This is a genomic window from Anaerobacillus sp. 63XJN7_4_ISO-PGPR-S23-413 (assembly GCF_056173725.1).
Genome location: NZ_CM149688.1, coordinates 3,626,864 through 3,647,050, shown reverse-complemented (window position 1 = coordinate 3,647,050; position 20,187 = coordinate 3,626,864). Strand labels below are relative to the sequence as shown.

Here is a 20,187-nt window from a genome sequence, read left to right as displayed (position 1 = left end):
GGAGGATGATGTTAAAGTGACAACGCAAACTTCAGTACGAACGTACGGATTATACATTAACGGAGAATGGCGAGATAAAACGACAACGGATGATGTGCTAAATAAATATACCCAAGAAATAACGGCCAAAACGGCTGCCGCTGAAGAACAAGATGTAAAAGATGCGGTCCAAGCTGCCAAAGAAGCTTTGAAAACCACTTTTTCTCCTTATGAACGATATACGGTACTTATTAAAGCAGCTGCAGTGCTCAGAGCTCGTCAAGATGAACTAGGTGAAGTGCTGGCGAAAGAAGTTGGTAAGCCATTAGCCGAGTGTAAGGGTGAAGTAGGAAGAGCTGCTTTAACTTTGGAAGTTTCAGCAGAGGAAGCCAAACGGATCCACGGCGAAGGAATCCCAGTGGAGTCAGCGCCAGGGTCGGAACAGCGTCAAGCTTATACGAGACGGTTTCCGATTGGTGTTGTCGCAGCGATTACGCCGTTTAACGTGCCGCTAAATCTTGTTTGCCACAAAATTGGCCCAGCGCTAGCCGCCGGGAATAGCGTTGTACTAAAACCAGCTGAAGTTACGCCGGTTTGTGCGATTCTGTTAACAGAGATTATGGAAGAAGCAGGTCTTCCGGCAGGCCGCCTGAACCTTCTCACTGGGGACGGGGCTACAGTAGGTGAATGGCTTCTATCTAACCAGGACGTGAACATGTTTACATTTACGGGAAGCCCTCGCGTTGGTCAGCATATTCGCGAAAAAGCTGGTTTACGTAAAGTAGCGCTTGAGTTAGGAAATAACTCCGCAACAATTGTGCATCACGATGCAGATGTTGAAACAGCTGCTACTCAGTCCGCACAGAAAAGTTTTAATAACGCTGGCCAGGTTTGTATTTCTGTTCAACGCGTTTATGTTCATGAAGATGTTTATGAGCCGTTCCTTGCAAAAATGAAGGAAGTAACAGAAGGCCTTGTTTTAGGAGATCCAATGGATCAGGCAACCGATGTTGGGCCGATGATTGCTGAGCGTGAAGCCATTCGTGTAGAAAGTTGGGTGAACGAAGCGGTTGAGCAGGGAGCTACTGTTGAAACAGGCGGAGAAAGAAATGGCGTCTTCTACCAACCTACTATTCTTTCAAATGTAAATGATAATATGAAAGTATGTCGTCAGGAAGTTTTTGGCCCAGTCGTTGCAGTAAGCACGTACCGTTCCACAGATGAAGTGATTGCGAGAGTGAATGATTCAGAATATGGCCTTCAAGCTGGCCTATTCACGAACGACCTAGCGTTTACGTTAAAAGCGATCAATGAGGTACATGTGGGTGGACTGATTATTAACGATACGTCAGGTTATCGCGTTGACCATATGCCATATGGTGGTGTGAAGAAAAGCGGAACGGGAAAAGAAGGTCCACGCTATGCGATTGAAGAAATGACAGAAGAAAAAATTATCGTTTTTAACGGATAAGTGAAGAAAGGGGGGTGATTTTATCAGTTCCCTTTCATCCTGTTTTATTCGTATTCCAGGGCACGCTATCCTTTTAAGAAGCTGAAGGAGAATGAAGATGTCGATCATAACCATATTGCTGCCGATCTTCTTCGTATTTGGAGTCGGATATATTGCGCAACGTTTTCTTAACTTGGAGACAAAGGTGCTTTCAAACCTCGCTTTATATGTCCTCGTTCCGCTTCTCGTTTTTCGAACATTTTATGAGCAAGAAATTGATTCCTCCTATGGTTATTTGTCGATCTACATGCTTGGACTTTGCTTTGCGCTTATTGGGATCGTGAGCATTCTCTCTAAACTATATGGCTATACCGAATCAGAACGATGCGGATTGGTTTTATCGAGCGCGTTTATGAATAACGGAAATTACGGAACTCCGCTTGTTCTCTTTCTGTTTGGGGCAGTCGGGATGGAAACAGCGATTGTTTTAATGGTGTTGCAGCAACTGTTAATGAGCACACTTGGCGTATATTATGCCGCAAAGGGAAGTCCGGACCACGATGGGATAAAGGCAGCTTTAAAAGCTGTTAGGAAAATGCCGATGGTTTACGGCGCCATTGTCGGGCTGTTGTTTCAATGGTTACATCTTCCTTTGGGTACAATAAGTGATGGCGTGGATTTAATTGCGGATGCGGCTATTCCCGTTATTATGGTGACGCTTGGTATGCAGCTTGCGAACATTCGTATTCGGGCGATTGACTGGCGCAAGCTATCAACGGCATTATCACTTAAGCTTATGGTTGCTCCGCTGATTGCCGCTGGCATTGTGCTTCTTATGCCTGTTGATCCATTAACAAAGCAAATTATGATAATAATGGCTGCTACCCCAACTGCCGCGAACACGACAATGTACGCGATTCAGTTTCATACTGAACCTCAAAACGTTTCAAGCGCAACGCTTGTTTCCACCGTGTCGAGCTTAGCGACGATGCCGGTGGTCATTTATTTAGCGACGACGTTTGTATAAAGTGGGGGTCAGGCGCGAGCCTGACCCCCACTACAAACAAAAAAGGCGAAAGTGTCCACTCACAGCGGACACTTTCGCCTTTTTGATCATCAAATAAATGAAGCAATCAATAATGCGAGAAAGATAAGCGAGATTAATCCAAGAAAGATCACGCCCATTTTGCGAATAGCAGGAGGGAAGCGATCGGTTAGCGGTACTCGTATAAGAAAAATCATGATGGTAACCGAAAGTATAAGAAGTAAGAAGTAACCCAAGAGTGACACCACCTAATTCGTTTTTAATTGTTGTTCCCTATGAAAGGTGAAATCAATCATAAAGCCCGCTGCGTAAGCGGGCTTTATAATTGAATGACTTTATGGATGTTGAATAGTAGTAGGGGATGCTTCAACAATTTCTCCCTTAAATGCTGATTGATAGATTGCGCGAATATCATCCTTATGAAGAGGAAGAGGGCTTCTTGCAAGCAGTCTTTTTTGTTTCAGGCCATCTTCTGTTAAGGACTCCAGGGCGTTAGCTGGAATTTCGAATCCACCAAGAGTAATGGGGATGCCAACGTCTTGAACGAGTCTTTCTAGCATTCGTACGCACTCATACGAGGCTTCTTCTTCTGAAAGGAATTGTGAGTTACCGCCAAGTGCATTCAGAATATCTCCCATTCGTTTCGTACAACTTTTTCGAATATATCCCATCACGTAAGGAAGAAGAACGGCATTGGAATCACCATGAGCGATATGAAATTGCCCGCCAAGAGGATAGGCAAGAGCATGAACTCCTGCTACGCCAGCATTAAAAAAGGCAAGGCCAGCGATATAACTTCCGTTACTCATATCGATTCGTGCTTCGCGGTCTTCTCCATCCGAAACAGCACGTCTGATCGAGCGACTAATTAACCTAATTGCTTGGAGAGCGAGGCCATCCGTTGTCGGGCTAGCGTTAATCGAGACATAAGCCTCAATCGCATGGGTAAGCGCATCGACACCGGTTGCTGCGGTCACTTTTGCTGGAACGGAAACGGTTAACTCGGGATCAACGATGGCTGCATCAGCTAGAAGATAGTCGTGTGTGACGACATCTTTTGTGCTTTCGAGTGAAAGAACAGATATATTTGTAACCTCTGACCCGGTACCGGCAGTTGTTGGAATTAATATTTTTGGCAAACCTTTATCGGTTATCTGTCTGCTTCCTGATAAGTTGAGGTAGTCAGAAACAGAACCTTCATGTACTGACAGAACAGCTGTTAATTTCGCGAGATCTAGCGCACTTCCTCCTCCGAGTCCTATAACGAGGTCAAATGCATTTTCTTTCGTATAGTTGACGAGTCTTTCGCCGATGGCAAGCGGTGGCTCTGGCTGTATATCAGTATATATATCGACTGAATATCCGGCCTCTTTTAAAGGAATGCTGACGCGATCTACGATACCGATATCATTTAATACAGGGTCAGTTACGACCAAAATTCGCTTTACAGCATACTTTTCAACTTCAGGTAAGAGCTGTGCAAGTGATCCCCAGCCAGTGTAGCTTAGTGGGGTGAAGACGAGTTTGGAAAAAGTCATTCAAATCCTCCTTTTATTCGTAGTAGCCTTCTGTTGATTTACGGAAATTATTAAACTGGTTTGAGTCATGACCGAACCATACCTGACTATTCGTTTCCTTTGCGAGTCGTCGGATTTTTTCTACTGATGCTGCGTAGCCGAGAGAATCATAGATAATGCCAGGTGGTTTGATAGGTGGCCCAAAACTTTCGGCTGTATAGACGGCATCTGAGGCGAGAATGATTCCACCGGTTTCCGGCATCTGAATATGCAGACCAATCATTCCCCAGGCGTGTCCACTGCCAAAGTTTAATACTTTAATACCTTCTGCAAGTTGCACATTGTCTTCATTTCGCTTAATGGTTTGCCACTGAAGATTGTTTTTAATCCATGCATCAATATCCCCCCAAATATAGGCGCCTTCTTTCTGATTACGCGCATAGGACTGAAGGGTTCCGTTCAATTCATCTTCATGAACAATAATGGTAGCGTTCGTAAACATCTCAAGACATCCTGCATGGTCAAGGTGGAGATGAGAAGCGACAACGAATTTAATGTCTTCAGGACGTACATTCAGCTGCTCCAGGCGGTTATGAAGGTAGCATTCCTCACTAGCTTTATAGGGGAAAGTTTGCTGTGTCGCTTCTGTCCAACGGCCTTCTGGTCCCATCGAATTTGGATTACAAGCTGTATCAAAAAGGATCTTGCCGGCCGGGTGATCGATTAGAACTGTGTAAATAGGGAATTCAACAAATTCAGTTTGGGCATTGGGATTCGTAATCGTAGCGGGATTGTGCATCGCAATCATCCAGTTTTTATCCATACTCATACGCCCATTATCCATTACGTACAATTTCGGGTGTTTGTTAATAATGTTCATTCATATTCCTCCTATTATGTTGGTATAAATTGTGAAAAATTTCATTCAAGGGCTGAGACGCTAGCTTTTTAACGCTAAGGGTATTGAGACCATACAGATGATCTTTGGAATACTTCTTTCTTAAGTAATGGTCTGGTGTGGGTGCGTTCAGATAGCACAGTTAGCTCTTTCCTTACGACTTTTAGTGATGCAAGTTTGGTGCCAACTTTTAAAAGCTGACAACATAGCCTTTTTAGACAAATCATCAATTGTTAGGTGATTTTTTTCACCAGTAGGCAGGTATTTGTCTGAATAGATTGAATATAAAGTGGTGACGTAGTTCACCATAAGTTGATAAATTTCACCATTTGAAAGGTGGGTTTTATGCTGAATGTAGCCAAAACAACTGGTTGGGAAGAGGTCTTTTCTTCCTTACACAATGGGGTTGTTATGATAGATCGAGAAGAACGAATTATTTACATGAATGGATCAGCTGAAGACCTTCTTCGTGTACAGCATTGGAAAGGGGCAACTATTCGTGCTTTCGTTCCAAATTCAAGAATCAGCGAAGTACTTGAAAACGAGCATAGTTTAATAGGTGAACGTCTGCATCTGTTTGATCGTGAATGTGTTGTCAATCGAACGCCTCTATATCAGGACGAAGAGCTTATTGGCGTCATTAGTATCATTCAGGATATTACGGAAGTGAAACACTACCGCGATTTGCTGCGACAGTTTGAATCAATTATTGAGTTTTCGACAGACGGATTATATGTTGTGGATAAAGAGGGAACGACGATTTACGTTAACTCAGCATATGAAGAAATGACCGGCTTTCCGCGCTCTGAATTAATTGGGCGACATATGAAAGATTTAATGCAAGAAGGGTATATCGATCAGTCCGTTTCTTTGCTTGTACTAAAAGAAAAAGAGCGGGTGTCCATTCTACAAAAAATCGGGGGTAAGAAGGACGTTATCGTGACGGGAAGTCCGGTTTTTGATGAGAATCACGAGATCGAATTGGTGGTAACAAGCGTAAGAGATATCACACAATTAAACGGTTTGCGCTCTGAGCTTGATCGTGCCAAAACTTTCTCCGAGTTGAATCAAAATAGGTATTCCCTTCAATTGAAAGGGGTAGCTGACAAGGTTGTTTTTCGAAGTAAAGAAATGGGCCTCATTTACGAGAAAGTACAACAGGTAGCTCCATACCCTACAAGCATATTATTAACTGGAGAATCAGGCGTAGGTAAAGAAGTTGTGGCTAATTTAATTCACTATGAAAGTGATCGGAAGGACAAGCCTTTTATTAAAGTGAACTGTGGAGCTATCCCTGAACATTTATTAGAATCAGAGTTATTTGGTTATGAGTCAGGCGCGTTCACTGGAGCGCGTAAGGAAGGAAAAATCGGTTTGCTCGAATTGGCCCAGGGTGGGACGGTTATGCTTGATGAAGTAGGGGAGATGCCTGTTTCTCTCCAAGTGAAACTTCTCAGAGTTTTACAAGAGAGCGAGTTTTATCGGATTGGTGGAAATAAACCGATTAAACTTGATATTCGGATCATCTCTGCTACAAATAAACAGTTGTTAGAAGAAATCGAGAAAGGTTCATTTCGCGAAGATTTTTATTACAGGCTTCAAGTTATTGAGATTTCTATTCCTCCGTTAGCTGATCGTGTCCATGATATTGAAGTATTGGTAGATCATTTCTTTTCTTATTTCTGTTCGAAATATCATATTGAAAAACGGATGACTAAGGAAACACGTAGCGCCTTGCTTACTTATCGCTGGCCTGGAAACGTTCGAGAACTGAAAAATATGATTGAAAGCCTTGTCGTATCTGTTCCTACCATCTCTATTGAACCGCATCATTTACCAGTCCATATTACGGATTATCGTATAAAAGGGAGCGAACCACTTTCATTGAAAGAGCGAGTAGGAAGTTTTGAAAAGAGAATCATATTAGATACGATTCAACAACATCCATCTCTTCGTTCTGCAGCTAAGGAATTAAGGATTGATCATTCAACGCTTGTGAAGAAAATGAAAAGGTGGTAAAAAATGACTATAATTTGAAGGTTAAACCGGTTTGAAAGAGGTAATAGAAAGATAAGTGTTCAGATTATTTGGAGTAATTTGTTATTAAGCGAAAGGGGAGAAGAGAATGAGACCGCTATTGTTGACTGGTTTTGAGCCTTTTCTTGAACATCGTCATAATCCAACTGAGCAAATCGTCAAGGAATTGGATGAGGAAGTGATAGGAGGCTATGAAATTATCTCACGTGTTCTTCCTGTTGATTATGAGCGAGCATCAGAAATGCTGATTGAGTATGTTGAACAATGTGAACCGATTGCTGTGATCATGCTTGGACTTGCCGCTGACCGAACAAAAGTAACGCCTGAGCGAATTGCAATTAATGTGAATGATAGTGTAGAAGATAATGTGGGGCGTGCGCCGGAAGATCAGCCAATCGTGGAAGGTGGACCGGCAGCTTATTTCTCAACTCTTCCTATTAAAAAGATGACTGAGGCACTTGTACAAAATGGTATACCTGCAGAAATATCCAATACAGCTGGAACTTATTTATGTAACAACGTGATGTATAGCGTTTTGTATGCACTTGAACAAAAAGACATCGATATCCCAGCAGGATTCGTTCATGTTCCACCTACATTCGAGATGACGCTCCATCATTCAGCACATACTGGTTTTCCGTTCACTAGCATACGAGACGCCATTAAGATTATGATTCATGCTTTATCGGATTTAGAAGGAGATTAACAGAATTTTGAAACTCTCATGACGTTGAGTTCGTATAAGTAGTATGGGGGTCATAAAAATGACAACTTGTCAGCAATGTCATTCGGAGTGGACGTGGAAAGAATCGTTCCTTATGTTGTTTTCGTTTAAAAAAGCTGTTGTCTGTCCCTATTGTGATAGGGAACAGTATTTAACACGTCGGGCAAGGAATAACTTATCTGTTATTCCAAGTATTGTTGCGCTTCTATGGTTACCAATGATCGCATTCCAAGTTCCCATTTCAGTCATTATCCCAATCGAAGTCGTGATGGCGGTTGGTACGGTCTTCATTCTTCCATATTTTTTTGAAGTAACTGATCATAATGAGCCGTTATGGTAGCGAAAATAAAATGTGAAGCGTTTCTAACGGAAACAAAAAAGCGAATGCGGCCACATTCGCTTTTTTAAATGCTGATTTTGTTTGGTTGTTCAATTGAATGCTTGTGCAGTGGACTTGAATGAATCACCTCAATAAACGCATGAACAAGTTCGGGATCAAACTGCGTTTCAGCACATTTTTGTAATTCGTCTATCGCTTCACTAATTGACTTTGTTTTTTGATAGGGGCGCTCAGTCGTCATGGCATCAAAGGAATCGATAATTGTTAACATGCGAACAAGTCGAGGGATTTCTTTTCCGCTTAATCCGTACGGATAGCCTTTCCCGTCATAACGTTCGTGATGAAGTTCAACGAGTGGAAGAAGATCAGCTAGCTCGCGGTTTGTTGATACAATTTCCCTCCCCCAAATGACATGTTTCTGAACCATCTCCCACTCATCCTTCGTAAGCTTTCCTTTTTTGTTGATAACGTCACGAGGAATCTCAAGCTTTCCGATGTCATGAATGAGTGCTCCCATGACAAGTATTTTCTGATCATTGCTATTCAAGTTAAGCTTGTTGCTGAACTCAATCGCATATTCATAAACTCTTCTGCTATGTTTGTACGTGTACACATCTTTATAAAGAAAGATTTTTAGCTGCTGCTCCAATAATTCCATTTCTTTGTTATTATAAAAGGTTTTAGCAGGTACATTATCAGCGTCAAAAATACAAACGTTGTTCTTTCCTTTAGTCTTGGCATAGTACATCGCTTGATCGGCTTTTTCAAGGACTTCTGAGGAATCGTACATGTCCTGGTTGTATTGGATGATTCCTGCAGAAAACGAGAGACAGCCGTGTGGAAGCACTTCGACTCCTTCGAAATATTGATCATTGATGTCTTTTCGAAAATGATTGATGAATTGATAGGCTTCGAGTTCCGTCTTACCAGGCATTAGCAGTGCAAACTCTTCTCCTCCATAGCGAGCAGCTGTAAACGCGTCGCTCGCACTCTTTTTCAATTCTGCTCCGAAGTGTTTAAGAAGCTTATCTCCTTGAAGGTGCCCGTGCTGATCATTGTATTTCTTGAAGTCATCAAGGTCGATCAAACCGATTGATAGAGGCTGATTTGCTAGTTTTGCTGTTTTGATTTCTTCTTCCAAAAGAGATTTGAAATAGCCATGATTGTATAGTTCTGTTAGATGATCAATGTCCGCTTTTTGGGATACTTCTTGATAGAGCTCAAAATATTGTTTGAAGGAAATGGAGAGTAGCACGGCTACAGTTAGAAATAATAGAACGCCAAGTATAATTTGCTGCTTCATGAGTAGGACAAGATTCAAGGAAAGAATTAACGTGATTAAATAACTTGAGATGGTTTCCTTTAACATTCCTTTAACAATTTGAAGAAGATTCTCGGTGGCGGTTAAAACAAAGAAAAACCCAATGAATAACACGTTCAGCAGAAAATAAACGCTAAGCGAAAGCATATACGAAGTTACATTAAAAAATGATAGTGTTCCGATAGTTCCACCAAATAGAAAGAAAGCTTCATACGTTCCAATAATCATGATGCTATAAATAGAGAAATTAAATAAATGCTTCCACCAAACAACGCTTTTTTTATAAAGAGCATAGATGATCGAGGTTAGTAACAAGATGGTTAGCGCCATATGAATACCAAATACAAATAGGACTGCCAAATAGATCGCTGAATCCATTGATAGGGAATTGCCGCTTGGTGGCAATAGAATTGTATAGTGATTCAATAGTAAAATTGCCGCTACAAACGTGAAGGCCAGACTCCAGTTAAGAGGTGTATATGTCAAGAAGTACTGAGTGAGAAATAAAGAAATCCCTGTGATAGATGCCAGTGTAATATACACGCTTACAACATTAGTGAATTTCTGAAATATGCCCTTCATGTCTCGATCACTCTCATTTAAATTTAGTTTTTTAGGAGAAGCAATGCCTCTCCATCTTGATTAAACCAATTTAAATCCAGAAGTTAGTGCGATAACAGCAGTAGTAATGATAGCGATATTCACAAGGATGCCTGTTAGCTTAATGCCCTCTTTACGTTCCATGAACGTCACCTCCCTTCATATTCCTTTTTGAGGCGCAGGTGATTTGATGAGGTCTTCTGGATGTTTGGACTTAACCATAACGCGCTGGATGAAAATAAAAATACCAATGTTCATAATGATGTCGCCAATACTAATGACTTGATCTTTTGGATAAGGATCAGTAATAGGAATGATGTCACCGAGAAACCCAAAGGCAGTACTGTCGGTTAGGACTGCATGTTTTCCATAGAGACCATTTTTGATGGCTTCTGCATATGCGGGATCAAGTATATTTGCCGCTTCAAGTGATACCGGCATTCGCCCTCCATTGATCGCCATTACGATAAAGTTAAGGAGCACTCCTATGAAAAGAAGCATAATGCCGATGTTCATTTTACGATTTAACCAAAGAAAAATGAGTCCTACAATATAAATAACCATAAAGAGTGGTGCGCTCAGCGTGCCGAGCCAGGAATAGGAAGATTGGAATGTGAAAATGCCAATTTCAATAAGAAGCAACAGGGGGAAGATCCAACCTGCTTTAAAGGAAAGAAAAGCAAAGCCTTTTAAGCTACCTTTGCGTAGGTACCCGACAAGAATAGATAATAAAATGCCGTCAAAAACCATTGAGTCACCCGATTTGTGTAGTTTTATTAATAGTTTAGCAGAGGTTTGGATGATTAGGAAGAATTTTCTGAAATAATATATTAATTTCCAATCTGTTAGACTAGGTGCGTTAATATTGTTGATTTCTTAATGCTTGGATCATTGATATAGCCATCTTATAACTTTGTCTTCATTCTAGTTCTTTCATATCTAAAATTGGAGATTCTATCGTAATCGCTGTTTCGTTTCTTATAAAGTGAAAATTCGTGATAATATATAGAAAAGAAAGTTTGGGAGGTAGGATGTTGGAAAATGTATATATAGGAGTTGACCTTGGCGGTACAAATCTCCGCGTCGGTCTCGTAGACGAGAGCGGACGAATACTACAAGTAAAACAAATACCTACAGAGGCAAGCTTAGGTTACGAATCGATTATAACTAGAATGGTTGAACTAATAAAAGAAGTAAAAAAAGCGTATTCAGCTGTATCTATTGGGATTGGTTCACCCGGGCCGCTTAATCCTTTTGATGGAGTTGTTGTATCACCGCCTAATCTTCCAGGTTGGCAAGATGTTCCGATTACAGAAATGGTAGAGGAAGCGATTGGTATCCCTACGTATCTTGTGAATGATGCTGACGCTGCTGCTCTTGGTGAAGCATTGTATGGAGGAGGAAAGGGTCGCGAAAGCTCATTTTACATAACTGTAAGTACGGGGATCGGTGGGGGTTACGTTCAAAATAATCGCCTTATTCAAGGCGAGCATGGCTACAGTGCTGAGGTCGGTAATATGATCATTAAGCCTGGAGGTCAAAAGCATGCCAACATGAACGCAGGATCTCTTGAAGCACTTGCTTCTGGGACGTCGATTGCAAGAGAAGGTAAGGCACGACTTGAAATTTCGGGTGGTGCTGAAGAAGTTTTTGAGCTTGCGGAACAAGAAAATGAGGAAGCTGTTGCTATTATTGACGAAGCTATGGATGCACTAGCGATAGGCATTGCGAACATCGTTCATTCTATTGATCCATCTGTTATTATACTGGGCGGTGGCGTGATGCAGGCAAAGGATATGATTCTACCACTTCTTAAAGAAAAAGTAGATTCTTATGTATACGAAGGACTACGTGGGAAAATAGAGATTGAACCAGTACATCTGCATGATAAGGCTGGGATAATTGGTGCCGCTATGCATGGCCGGCAGAATTTTGAAAATGAAAAATATAAAGAAAATTAGGGGGCACATAGTATGTACCAACATGAACCACTTTTTCTAACGCCAGAATTTAAGGATCGTCTTTGGGGCGGCACAAAACTGAGAGATGTATTCGGCTATACGATTCCAACAGAAACGACTGGAGAATGCTGGGGAATTTCAGCTCATCAGAATGGGCCAAGTGAGGTAAGAAATGGTCCGCTTGCAGGAAAGAAGTTAAATGAAGTTTGGGATAGTCATCGTGAATTGTTCGGGAATGAAGACGGAGAGCATTTTCCACTTTTGATTAAAATTCTGGATGCCGATCGTGATCTTTCTGTTCAGGTTCACCCTGGTGATACATATGCAAGAGAAGTAGAAGGTGAAGCCTATGGGAAAACCGAGTGCTGGTATATTATTGATTGTGATCCAGGTTCAGAACTGATCTTTGGCCATCATGCACAGTCAAAAGAGTCTTTTGAAGAAATGATTGCAAAGGGTGAATGGGACAGTTTACTACGTCGTGTTCCGATTGAGCCAGGTGAATTTTATTTTGTACCAAGCGGAACCATTCACGCAATCGGTGCCGGAACGATGATTCTTGAGACTCAGCAAAGCTCTGACACAACTTATCGCGTGTACGACTATGATCGTACAGACGTAAATGGAAACACACGTGAGCTTCATATTGAACGCTCGGTTGATGTATCCACGATTCCGCATGAAGATCCGCCGTTCTCACCTGTCGTAACGGAAGAAGAAGGATTAAACCAGGTTGAGCTTGTATCATCGGAATATTTCACGGTTTATAAATGGGAACTTGATGGAGAATATTCTCTTTCGCAAGATCATCCTTATTTACTTGTTAGTGTGCTGAGTGGAGAAGGCATGATTATATCTTCAGAAACCTCTCACTCTGTTAAGCAGGGAGACCATCTAATCATCCCTGCCACAATGAAAGATTGTAAGCTAGAAGGCGATCTTGAAATGATTATTTCTAAAAGTAATAAAGCATAGTTCTAAGCCAGCTCGAAAGTGAGCTGGCCTTTATTATTTCCGATGAATATTCGTAGGGATTATGAAAAAGCTCATTTTTGTTCGAGGCCCTAAATATCCTGTATAATATAAAATTAAGAAAAAGGATGTAGGATGAGGGAGGATGCCATGCAAAAAGTACTATCCTTTATTAAACCATACAAGGTGGCGGCGATTGTAGCGGCCCTTTTAATGCTTGTTGAATTAGCCGTTGAACTTTGGCTACCGCTATTTATGGCGGATATTATTGATAACGGTATTGCGAAGGAAAACCTTAGTGTCATTACTGAACTGGGGATCTGGATGCTTGTTTTAACGGTTGTCTCATTTATTGCTTCGATCGTTAATACTTACCTTGCTTCATACGTTAGTCAACATTTCGGCTTTGACCTCAGAAAAGCTCTCTTTGAAAAGGTACAGTCTTTCGCTTTTGCTGACTTTAACCGCTTCCCCACTTCATCTCTTTTAACAAGACTAACGAATGATGTGAATCAGGTGCAGCTCGTAGTATTTATGGGACTCCGTATTATGGTTCGAGCCCCGCTGCTTGTGGTTGGTGGGGTAATCATGGCCTTTGTTGTCGATGTACAGCTCGCCCTTCTTTTAACAGCAGCGATTCCTTTAGTCATTGTCTTTCTTTATTTTGTGATGAAAAAGGGAGTTCCGCTTTTCAGCTCAGTACAGGAAAAACTTGATCGAGTTAATGGAGTGATGAGAGAAAATCTAGTTGGCGTTAGACTCATTAAAGCTTATCTTCGAAGTAAGCATGAGCAACAAAGGTTTAAAAAAGTGAACGAGAATTTAATGAATCAAACGGTAACATCTCTTCGTTTGATTGAACTTGCTACGCCGGTACTGTTGATTCTTATGAACGTGGCAATTGTTGCCGTAATCTGGTTTGGCGGAGTGAAAGTGGTCGGTGGAACAGCTCAGGTTGGTGAAATTTCAGCCATCATTACATATGGCACACGGATTACAGTAGCGCTAACCATGTTTTCGTTTATTTTGATGCTTCTTTCACGAGCAAGAGCTTCTGCCTATCGGATGGAGGAAGTGTTGGATACAAATACGTCTTCCAAAGAAGCATCAGGTGTTCAGCCATTAGCGTTAGAGAAACTTCAGTTTCACCATGTGAGCTTTCGTTATCCCGATTCAGAGGACGATGTGCTGCGAGATATAAATTTCACTGCAGAGAAAGGACAATTCATTGGTGTCATGGGTGCGACAGGTTCAGGTAAGTCATCCATGGTTCAGCTTATTCCAAGATTGTATGAACCTGTAGAAGGTCACATTACGTTCAACGGACAGGATGAGACGGATATCGGTATTGATGAATTAAGGAGCCGTATGGGAGTGGTTCCTCAAGAAGTTGTGTTATTCAGCGGCACCATTGCTGAGAATATTCGCTGGGGAAAGGAAGATGCTACCGCAAAAGAGGTTGAAGAAGCGGCTAAAGCAGCCCAAATCCATTCGTTTATTAAGACGCTTCCTAATCAATATGAAACGGTACTTGGACAAAAAGGAATTAACCTTTCTGGAGGGCAGAAACAGCGTTTATCGATTGCGCGTGCCCTTATCCGTAATCCGGAAATCCTTATTCTTGACGACAGTACAAGTGCACTTGATCTAAAAACAGAAGCTGAGTTACAAAAAGCGTTAAGGCATCGTGAAAGCATGATTTTATTAATTGCTCAGAAAATCAGTTCAATTAAAGAGGCGGATAAAATTATTTTGCTTGAAGATGGCGCAATTATTGGAGAAGGGACTCACGAGCAACTTCTTCGGAACAATGACGTTTATCGTGAGATTTATGTGTCTCAGTACGGAGAGGAGGCGTCCAATGAGTTCAAACAACAAACCCTCTAAGAAAAAAGCGAGAAAGCGACCAGATGATTTGAAGGGAACTGTTGCGCGCATCTGGCGCTATTTATCGATGCAAAAAGGATTGCTTTTCCTCGTCATTGTGATGGTTCTTTTTAGTTCAGGATTTAGTCTTCTTGGGCCTTATCTAACGAGCATTGCAATTGATGAATATCTTGTACCAGCCGATTTAAATGGATTACTGCTTATTCTCGGACTATTAGTCGGTGTGTACGTATTACAATCTGCCGCTACTTTTCTCCAAAACTACTGGATGATTGGGATTGCACAAGAAACGGTCTATCGAATGCGGAAAGATCTATTTCATCACCTGCATCGTTTACCGATTCCATTCTTCGATAAGAAGACGCACGGAGAGTTAATGAGCCGATTAACAAATGACATAGAAAATGTCAGTCGAACGTTAAATAGTTCAGTGATCCAGATCTTTTCAAGTGTGCTCACTCTTGTCGGTACGGTAGGGCTGATGTTGTGGTTAAGTCCGCTTTTAACGCTGATTACGTTCACCATCATTCCTCTTATGTTTCTCGGAATGAAGTGGATCACGAACCGGACTGGTCATTATTTTAAAGAACAGCAGCGTAATCTTGGTGAGATGAACAGTGTTATTGAAGAGACACTCTCGGGGCAGCAAATTATCAAATCATTTTCTCAAGAACAGCGCGTGCTAAAGCAGTTAGATCAAAAAAATGAAGCGCTACGCACGTCGGGATTCTGGGCGATGACCTATTCTGGTTTTATACCGAAATTGATGAACGTGTTAAATAACTTAAGCTTTTTACTCATAGCAGCGGCAGGGGGGTGGCTGTCACTTAAAGGAATGGTTTCGATCGGTGTGATTGTAGCCTTTATCCAATACTCTCGACTTTTCACCAGACCTCTAAACGATCTTGCGAATCAGTTTAATACGATACTATCCGCGGTTGCAGGTGCTGAGCGTGTTTTTACTATTTTGGATGAGAAAGAAGAGCGTCCGGATGAGGAAAATGCAGTAGCACTGAAGCAGGCGAAAGGAAAAGTGGCGTTTCGAAATGTTTCATTTGGCTATGATAATGAAGGTTCGACGCTTACGGATATTTCTTTTGAAGCGAAGCCAGGTGAATCGATTGCGATTATTGGGCCAACTGGTGCAGGAAAAACTACCATCGTAAACTTGTTGATGCGCTTCTATGAACTGAATGGTGGCACGATTGAAGTGGATAATCATGATGTTACGAAAGTGACAAGAGAAAGCTTGCGACAAAACATGGGATTCGTTCTTCAGGACACGTTTCTTTTCAACGGAACGGTTCGGGAAAACATCCGCTACGGGAGACTGGATGCAAGCGATGAAGAAGTAGAAAAAGCAGCGCAGGTCGCTAATGCTCATACGTTTATTTCCAGGTTATCAGAAGGATATGATACTGTATTGAACCAGGATGGAGGGGGAATTAGTCATGGTCAAAGACAGCTTCTCTCCATCGCAAGAGCGGTGCTTGCCGATCCAGCGATTTTAATTCTCGATGAAGCCACGAGTAGCATTGACACACGAACTGAAATTCAAATCCAAAAAGCGCTCTGGGCGTTAATGGAAGGTAGAACGAGCTTTATTATCGCGCATCGCCTAAATACCATTCAACGAGCAGATCAAATTATCGCCCTCGATCATGGTGAAATCATTGAAAAGGGCACACATGAAGAATTGTTAGAGCAGAAAGGTTATTTGTGGGGTCAGGTCGGTACCTGACCCCCCTCAAAGACAAAACAAAGCGATTGTCCACCATACATGGATAATCGCTTTGTTTTGTGAATAAACAGAAAAATGGAAGGAATCATATTGCAAGGAAGAAATGAGTATGAGTAAACTAAGAGCAAGAAACAAATTAGGAAAATGTTGTTAATCATTGGAGGTGTGAAAAATGAATGAGGAAGAGAGGGAAAAAGCATTTCAATCTGAGCTGCAAAAGCTCAGGGTGAAAGATTACATATCAGAGCAGACATACGGTACTGTTTCGAACGCGTATCAAAAAATGATGGATGAGGCTATAGAAGCGGAGGAAAAGCATGAGGAAGTAATTGTCCCACGAGAAATAGTTCCAACTAAGTCAGAGGCGCCAAATCCTGTAAAAGAAAAGAAAGTGAAATCAACACAGGAGCTTAGAGATCGAAATTTAACATGGATTTTGGTTATTGGTGTGGTGTTCTTGTTACTTGGTGCGCTGGTACTTGCCACTAGTACGTGGGATGTGATGACATCGATCATGAAGACCGCGCTCATTGGCGGAATTGCGGCTGTGTTCTTTGGGATTAGCTGGCTCAGTGGACATAAGCTTCGCATTGAGAAGACTGCCTTCTCCTTTTTAGTTCTCGGAAGCCTATTTCTGCCTATCGTCGTATTTTCAGCAGGTTATTTTCAACTTTTTGGAGATTGGTTATCTGTGAGAGGCGATGGGAATGAAGTGCTTGGTCTTATTGGTGTTTTGGTTTGTTTGCCTCTCTATTTCCTGCAAGCAAATCGGCAACAATCACGTTTATTTGTTTGGTTTTCTTTTGTGACGTTAAGCATCGGTGCGGCCTTTTTTATCCAGGTATTCAACCCGCAAGTAGATCTCTTTTATCTTGGAATCGTGATCTTTAATGGACTGTTGCTCCTAATCTATGCTCAAACAAAAAATATAAAGAGTTTCGCTCTTTTTACGAAAGAACTTCCTATCTATGCGCAGGGGAATCTTATTCTCTCAACGCTGCTCCTACTATTCTTTTATGAAAGTGACGTTTTTTATAGTTTTAATGTGATCGTGACGGCTTTTCTTTATCTTTCTATGATTTTTATTGGAAAACAAAAGGAATATCATTTTGTCTTTACGTTCTTACTTGTGTATGGCATTTATCAGCTTATTGAGCACTCGTTCCTTGAAGCTGCGGACGTTATGTTATACGCACTTGTCGGCTTTATTTTTATTGGCTTACAGTCGGTGGATCGTCTTCAAAATCCATATATGAGAAAAGCATTCCAACTGACAAGTGGTGCTGTATCACTATGTGCATTCTTTTTTATCACATACAAAGGCTTGGTTTTGCACTTTGATGATCCGTCCTGGTTGCTTGTGATTGGTTACTTGCTCATTAGTCTTAATTATATATACCTTGCTAATCTATCACGCTATCGAATTTTTGGTTTTTTGGCTCCACTATTTCTAGCTGCTGCAGGACTGTATGCGATAAGTTTACTTTATACGAATCCATCGGTTGAAACAGTGATGCTTCATTTGTTTTTTACTGGCGTAACGATATATGTGGGTGGCTATTATTTGAATACATGGAGCGCGACAAAAAGAATTCAAACTGGATCGCTCTTCGTTTCTTTAGGTCCTATGATGCTCTCCCTATTGCTTGGTCTTCTTAGCGAGCTATGGTGGCTAGAAAGTATACTATTATTCATGTTAGGAATTGTTCATCTATCGATCTATCGAAAAGGGAAGTGGAAATGGCTTCGTCAAACGGGAGCGTTACTGCATTCTATTTCATGGGGAACTGCGCTGTTGGCGCTTTATCCTTTATTGGCGAAAAATGATTTCTATGAAGATAGCTTGGGTGCGCCATTCCATACGGCGATTGCAGCGCTACTCATTATCGGTACTCATTTTATTTGGCAAAAAAGGAATGTAAAAGACCTGGAGGAAATGGCTTTTTGGACCGGTGTCAGCTTCTATGGATTGGCATTGCTTCTCTTGTTCGGCGCGACGGTAGAGGAATTATTTGTTCGCTCGGGACTGTTGGTAGGAGCTATTGGCGTACTCTATCTGATCTTTAAGCGCACAGAGGAAGAGACGTTATGGCCAGTGATCAGTGTATTTACTTTGGGTGCTTATCTTTCTGTTGCGGAAGCATTTCCTATTCAAGGAATGTTTCAGTGGATCATCGGGGCGGTTCTGCTGATCCTGATTGCTGACACGCTTGGAAAAAAAGACGTTGTTATACAGCGTAGTTATTTTTATTTAGGACATGTCTATTTGCCGATCGCTCTCATTTATACCATTTTAGAGCAGGGGAATGAGCCAGTCTTATATATCGTTGGCCTTTTCGTTTATGCTTATTCCGTTCTAACAAGGAAAATCGAATGGGAGGTTCGAACGTTTCTTTATGCAGGTTTTACCGTTCTTCCTTTTCTCTACATGGCGTTAGTTGATACTTTTGATTTAGACGGTGAGGCATACACGTATACAGGATTTGCATCAAGTATCATTATGTTTGCGCTTTGGTTTTTCCTTGGTGGAAGGTGGAAAGAGAGGATTAAGTGGTATGCGGTTCCATTTGCTATCTTAGGATTTCTTCCTTTTATAACCGAATACAGTGAAATCAGTTCTGTGCCTTTTAGTGTTGGTCTACTCTATGCGATTCTGCTGCTTTACTTGATTCACCAATCTGATTGGCAGATCATCACGATTATCCCTCTCCTATTCGTTCAAACGCTGGTATTTCTTCTCCCCGTTGAGACAATGGAGATGCGAACGCTTCTTTTTGTAGGAGTGGCAGTAGGGATGTTAACTGCGGGCTTCCTTATTCATAAAAGGCTCTATTCCTTTAGAGTAAAGCAACTGAAGGAAAAGCATATTGATTGGTACTCCGTAACAGCTCTTTTAACAGTACTTAATCTTTATCAAGAGCTTACATTCGACTCTTTCTGGGCTGATGAGTTACGAGCACTGTTTATCTTTGTTTTTTTCGCACTTCAAGTAAGGAGAGTGCCGACTGGTTTGGCTGCAAAAGTAATGAAAAGCATTACTGCCCTGTCATTATTAGTCCCTTATTACACGCTCCTTCATCACATTGAAATCAATAAGTATATTGTGACAGAAGTTTATGTATTGCCATGGATTGCGTTAACGATTTATTTATCAAAGCGTACGTGGAATCAAAGCAAGCAAATCATGAGTTTCATAGAATGGAGCATTCTTTCAATCGTAGCAGCAGTTCTTGTAGGTGATGCTTTGATGAGTAATACAATATATGATGCGATCATAGCTGGTGGGCTATCCCTTGGTTCCATGCTTGCAGGTTTTTACTATCGCATTAAATCATACTTTGTCATCGGATGTAGCGTTCTTCTTTTGAACCTTCTTCTGCAAACGCGACCTTATTGGGGGAATATGCCATGGTGGGCCTACCTATTAATCGCAGGAGCTACACTCATTACTGTTGCAAGTTTCTACGAATGGCAGAAGCAAAATAAAGATAAAGAAGGAAATACACTACTTCAGTTAAAAAAACAACAGTTTATGGAAAAGTGGAAGCAATGGCGTTAAAGAACAAAAGCTGTTTCTATCAACGTGTTTTAGAACCGTTTATAGAGGCAGTTTTTTGTTTTGCTGCTAATCTTATATGAAAAACAAGTTGATTCTATGAAGCTACTACGATATATAATGACGTAAAGGTAAGAGAGTCTTGTGAGCGAGGACAGG

15 protein-coding genes are annotated in these 20,187 nt (G+C 41.4%); 10 read left to right on the top strand and 5 right to left on the bottom strand.

What is annotated here, in order from left to right; translation table 11 throughout:
- Nucleotides 1–16: 16 nt before the first annotated feature.
- Entirely contained in the window at nucleotides 17–1,450 is a 1,434-nt protein-coding gene (locus tag AC0VYO_RS19030) for an aldehyde dehydrogenase family protein (RefSeq protein ID WP_475368001.1), read from the top strand.
- A gap of 97 nt (nucleotides 1,451–1,547) precedes the next feature.
- The gene (locus AC0VYO_RS19025) at nucleotides 1,548–2,456 is read left to right on the top strand and encodes an AEC family transporter (RefSeq protein WP_475368000.1); all 909 of its coding nucleotides are present in this window, start codon (nucleotides 1,548–1,550) and stop codon (nucleotides 2,454–2,456) included.
- An 89-nt stretch (nucleotides 2,457–2,545) separates the two neighbouring features.
- Here AC0VYO_RS19025 and AC0VYO_RS19020 read toward each other — a convergent pair whose 3' ends face one another.
- From AC0VYO_RS19020 to ahlS, 3 genes are all read right to left on the bottom strand, one after another.
- Nucleotides 2,546–2,710 carry a hypothetical protein gene (locus AC0VYO_RS19020; RefSeq protein WP_194218680.1) on the bottom strand — a complete coding sequence of 55 codons (165 nt, stop codon included), beginning with the start codon at nucleotides 2,708–2,710 and terminating at the stop codon, nucleotides 2,546–2,548.
- Nucleotides 2,711–2,809: 99 nt separating this feature from the next.
- Nucleotides 2,810–4,012 carry an iron-containing alcohol dehydrogenase gene (locus AC0VYO_RS19015; RefSeq protein ID WP_475367999.1) on the bottom strand — a complete coding sequence of 401 codons (1,203 nt, stop codon included), beginning with the start codon at nucleotides 4,010–4,012 and terminating at the stop codon, nucleotides 2,810–2,812.
- 13 nt (nucleotides 4,013–4,025) lie between these two features.
- Nucleotides 4,026–4,871 (bottom strand): AhlS family quorum-quenching N-acyl homoserine lactonase, encoded by an 846-nt coding sequence (ahlS, locus tag AC0VYO_RS19010; RefSeq protein ID WP_194218682.1) that lies wholly within the window; start codon nucleotides 4,869–4,871, stop codon nucleotides 4,026–4,028.
- A 363-nt stretch (nucleotides 4,872–5,234) separates the two neighbouring features.
- Here ahlS and AC0VYO_RS19005 point away from each other — a divergent pair, with 363 nt between their 5' ends.
- The 3 genes from AC0VYO_RS19005 (at nucleotide 5,235) to AC0VYO_RS18995 (ending at nucleotide 7,990) form a co-directional block, all read left to right on the top strand.
- Entirely contained in the window at nucleotides 5,235–6,908 is a 1,674-nt protein-coding gene (locus AC0VYO_RS19005) for a sigma-54 interaction domain-containing protein (RefSeq protein ID WP_430243437.1), read from the top strand.
- Between the two features lie 106 nt (nucleotides 6,909–7,014).
- Nucleotides 7,015–7,632 carry a pyroglutamyl-peptidase I gene (gene pcp / locus AC0VYO_RS19000; RefSeq protein ID WP_194218684.1) on the top strand — a complete coding sequence of 206 codons (618 nt, stop codon included), beginning with the start codon at nucleotides 7,015–7,017 and terminating at the stop codon, nucleotides 7,630–7,632.
- A 58-nt stretch (nucleotides 7,633–7,690) separates the two neighbouring features.
- Entirely contained in the window at nucleotides 7,691–7,990 is a 300-nt protein-coding gene (locus AC0VYO_RS18995; RefSeq protein ID WP_475367998.1) for a TIGR04104 family putative zinc finger protein, read from the top strand.
- A 64-nt stretch (nucleotides 7,991–8,054) separates the two neighbouring features.
- Here the strand turns inward: AC0VYO_RS18995 and AC0VYO_RS18990 are convergent, their stop codons facing one another.
- Both AC0VYO_RS18990 and AC0VYO_RS18985 read right to left on the bottom strand, forming a co-directional pair.
- Nucleotides 8,055–9,893 carry a diguanylate cyclase gene (locus AC0VYO_RS18990; protein WP_475365897.1) on the bottom strand — a complete coding sequence of 613 codons (1,839 nt, stop codon included), beginning with the start codon at nucleotides 9,891–9,893 and terminating at the stop codon, nucleotides 8,055–8,057.
- 177 nt (nucleotides 9,894–10,070) lie between these two features.
- Complete coding sequence (locus tag AC0VYO_RS18985) at nucleotides 10,071–10,661, bottom strand: DUF5317 domain-containing protein (RefSeq protein WP_430243444.1); 591 nt, start codon at nucleotides 10,659–10,661, stop codon at nucleotides 10,071–10,073.
- 284 nt (nucleotides 10,662–10,945) lie between these two features.
- Between AC0VYO_RS18985 and AC0VYO_RS18980 the strand changes: the two genes are divergently transcribed.
- The 5 genes from AC0VYO_RS18980 to AC0VYO_RS18960 all read left to right on the top strand — a co-directional run bounded on the left by AC0VYO_RS18980 (nucleotide 10,946) and on the right by AC0VYO_RS18960 (nucleotide 20,031).
- Nucleotides 10,946–11,872 (top strand): ROK family protein, encoded by a 927-nt coding sequence (locus AC0VYO_RS18980; RefSeq protein WP_475367997.1) that lies wholly within the window; start codon nucleotides 10,946–10,948, stop codon nucleotides 11,870–11,872.
- Nucleotides 11,873–11,884: 12 nt separating this feature from the next.
- Nucleotides 11,885–12,847 carry a mannose-6-phosphate isomerase, class I gene (gene manA / locus AC0VYO_RS18975; protein WP_475367996.1) on the top strand — a complete coding sequence of 321 codons (963 nt, stop codon included), beginning with the start codon at nucleotides 11,885–11,887 and terminating at the stop codon, nucleotides 12,845–12,847.
- 147 nt (nucleotides 12,848–12,994) lie between these two features.
- Complete coding sequence (locus AC0VYO_RS18970) at nucleotides 12,995–14,731, top strand: ABC transporter ATP-binding protein (RefSeq protein ID WP_475365895.1); 1,737 nt, start codon at nucleotides 12,995–12,997, stop codon at nucleotides 14,729–14,731.
- Nucleotides 14,706–16,472: an ABC transporter ATP-binding protein gene (locus AC0VYO_RS18965; RefSeq protein ID WP_475367995.1), complete on the top strand. Its 1,767-nt coding sequence runs from the start codon at nucleotides 14,706–14,708 to the stop codon at nucleotides 16,470–16,472. Before AC0VYO_RS18970 ends, AC0VYO_RS18965 begins: the two co-directional genes overlap by 26 nt.
- Before the next feature lie 172 nt (nucleotides 16,473–16,644).
- Entirely contained in the window at nucleotides 16,645–20,031 is a 3,387-nt protein-coding gene (locus AC0VYO_RS18960) for a hypothetical protein (RefSeq protein ID WP_475367994.1), read from the top strand.
- Nucleotides 20,032–20,187 lie beyond the last annotated feature (156 nt).